We start from the raw sequence: 2,524 nt of genomic DNA on the forward strand, positions 1-2,524 counted from the left end.
CCAGTGCGGCCCGCTCCTCATCCGACAACGTCAACTCGGCCTTCGGCCGCCCCGTCCGCGCCATAGACCAAGCCTACACATCTGAACAGAACTCCCGACTCAGGACACTAGGGGCTGTGCGGCGGATCAGGCTTGCCCGGCGAGTCCACCGGGCAGACCCTCAAGGCCCCGCGCCCGCTTCGGCAAGCGTTCGCATGTCTTCCACGGCACCATGACCGTTGCTGCCGTACGTCTCTGGCTCCGCTCACGACTCGCCGGACGGTCTCTGGGCCACAATGCCCTTATGACTGATCATCAGGCCCGCACTCCCGACCGTCCGCTGCTGCGCCGCCCCGAGGACGGTGAACTCATAGACGTCGCCGGTGTCGCGCACTTCTTCCGGCTCACCAGCGAGCACACGGGCGGCCGCTTCGCCTTCGAGGAGTTCAGCCTCGCCCCCGGCACCATTGGTGCCAGGCCACACGTGCACGACGGACACGACGAGTACTTCTACGTTCTTGAGGGCGAGTTGACGCTCCACACCGGTGACGGTGAGGTGACGGCCGGACCCGGACATCTGCTCGCCGCCACCCGCGGCACCCCGCACGGCTTCCGCAACGCGGGCCCGGTCCCCGCACGCGCCCTGTGCCTCTACACCCCCGCCGGCTACGAAAACTACTTCCGCGACGTCCACGCCGCCGTGAGCGCCGGGGCCGAGGTGACCGACGAGCTGCTGGCCGAATTCCGCAGCCGTCACCGGACCAGCTCCCACCCGGTTTCCCCGGACAAGCCCTCCGGCCTGGCTCACGGGACAACCGGCTGTGGACCAGGGTGACAAGAACCCGGCCTGCCTCTTCACGTTCCGAGGGCGCCCGCACCCGGCCGTCGCGCCATGTAGACGTCGATCGGGTCCTGAACCTCCACGGTGAACCCGTGGCGCTCGTACAACCGCCGGGCGGCGCTGCCCTGCAGGACATTCAGGCGGACGAGCACGCCGTCGGTATCGATCCGCTCCAGCAGCGTCCGTAGCACAGCCGATCCGAGCCCCCGGCCCTGCAGGCCCGGTACGAGATAGAAATGTTCCAGCCACCGTCCGCCCTCGGCCGGGCGCACCGTGACGCAGCCGGCGAAGGCGCCATCGGCCACGATGACCGACGTGTGCTGCGGGGAGAAGGAATCCCGCAGCCGCTGCCGGACCCGATGCTCGTCGAACCGCCCCAACCGCTCCAGGTCCGGGCGCATCACCATGGCCCGCAGCTCCGCGATCGCCTCGACATCCCCCGGCGCTGCGGAACGCAGCGCCCATTCCATGGGAGGGCCCGCCCCGCTCTCCGCCGCCGGCCGACCCGCCCGTATCCCGTCCGCCCTCGCATTCGTGTTCATGGCTGGAGTATCTCAATGGCCCGCTGCCACCACAGACGCAGCAAGATCATTCATCAACCAGGCACACAACGGCCCAATCGCGCACCACCGTTGTCAGGATCCCGCACGGCTCACGCAGACACTGGCGGCCTTTCTCGGCTGAGCCCGTCGAGCAGCAGCTTCGCGGCCACCGTCGCCCCGTCGGTGCGGATCGTGCCGGCCACGGCTCTCGCTCGCGCGCGGGTCTCGGGGGTCAGGGCCGTCCTGAGCGCCTCTGACAGGGACTCGGTGGTCGGGGTCGGACCGTCGTGTGCCGTGCCGATGCCCAGGTCGGCCACCCGGCCGGCCCAGTACGGCTGGTCCACGATCTGGGGTACCACCACCTGAGGCGCGCCGGCCCGGGCTGCTGTCGTCGTGGTGCCCGCGCCGCCGTGATGCACGACGGCGGCCACCCGGCCGAACAGAGCCTGCTGGTTGACCTCGCCGACGACAAAGCAGTCGTCCTGGTCGTCGATCAGAGCCAGGTCGGCCCAGCCGCGGGAGACGAGTATGCGGCGGCCCTGCGCGCGGACCGCATCGATGGCCACCCGGGCGACGTCCGTCGAGGCGCGCATGGGCATGCTGCCGAAGCCCACGTAAACCGGCGGTGCGCCGGCGTCCAGGAACGCCGTCAACTCGGCCGGCAGCGGGCGCTCGTCGGGCAGGATCCACGCCCCGGTCTGCACCACGTCGAGATCCGTCAACTCCCGCCACGGCCCCAGGGTCGGGTCCGCCGCGAGCCACGGCTGGTCGGTGAAGACGTGGTCACGGACGTTGTCCACCGGTGGCAGGCCGATCGACGCCCGGTGGCTGTTGAGCGCCTCGCCGTACAGCGCGTTCACCCTCTGGGCGTCCTGCTCCCACAGCACCCGTTTGTCGGTCTCGCCCTGCGGGGACTGCTTGCCCGGCCGCGCCCCCGGAGGGAAGTGCCGCGACGGCAGTCCAAAGATGTGGAAGCACGCGTACACGTAGCGGATGCCCAGTTTCTCGGCAACGTCCCGCGCGCCGGCCGGCATCAGGCCGGTTGCCAGCAGCGCGTCACATCCCTCGGCCGCCGCGGTGAGCCTGTCGAACCGCGCGGCGACCAGCTCGGGGGCGAGCCGGAACGCGTCTTCCGCCGTCGGTGGCTTCGTGCCGGCGACCA

The 2,524-nt window shown here is 70.5% G+C and carries 3 protein-coding genes; 1 reads left to right on the forward strand and 2 read right to left on the reverse strand.

Going from position 1 to position 2,524, the window contains the following annotated elements:
- Positions 1-283 precede the first annotated feature (283 nt).
- On the forward strand, positions 284-814 hold the full coding sequence (locus ACWGI8_RS42950; protein WP_453668899.1) for a cupin domain-containing protein: 531 nt from the start codon (positions 284-286) through the stop codon (positions 812-814).
- A 20-nt stretch (positions 815-834) separates the two neighbouring features.
- Here the strand turns inward: ACWGI8_RS42950 and ACWGI8_RS42955 are convergent, their stop codons facing one another.
- Complete coding sequence (locus ACWGI8_RS42955; protein ID WP_453668901.1) at positions 835-1,290, reverse strand: N-acetyltransferase family protein; 456 nt, start codon at positions 1,288-1,290, stop codon at positions 835-837.
- A 182-nt stretch (positions 1,291-1,472) separates the two neighbouring features.
- On the reverse strand, positions 1,473-2,524 hold a 1,052-nt coding region (locus tag ACWGI8_RS42960; protein ID WP_453668900.1), incomplete at its 5' end, for a glycosyltransferase.

The organism is Streptomyces sp. NPDC054841, assembly GCF_053611045.1.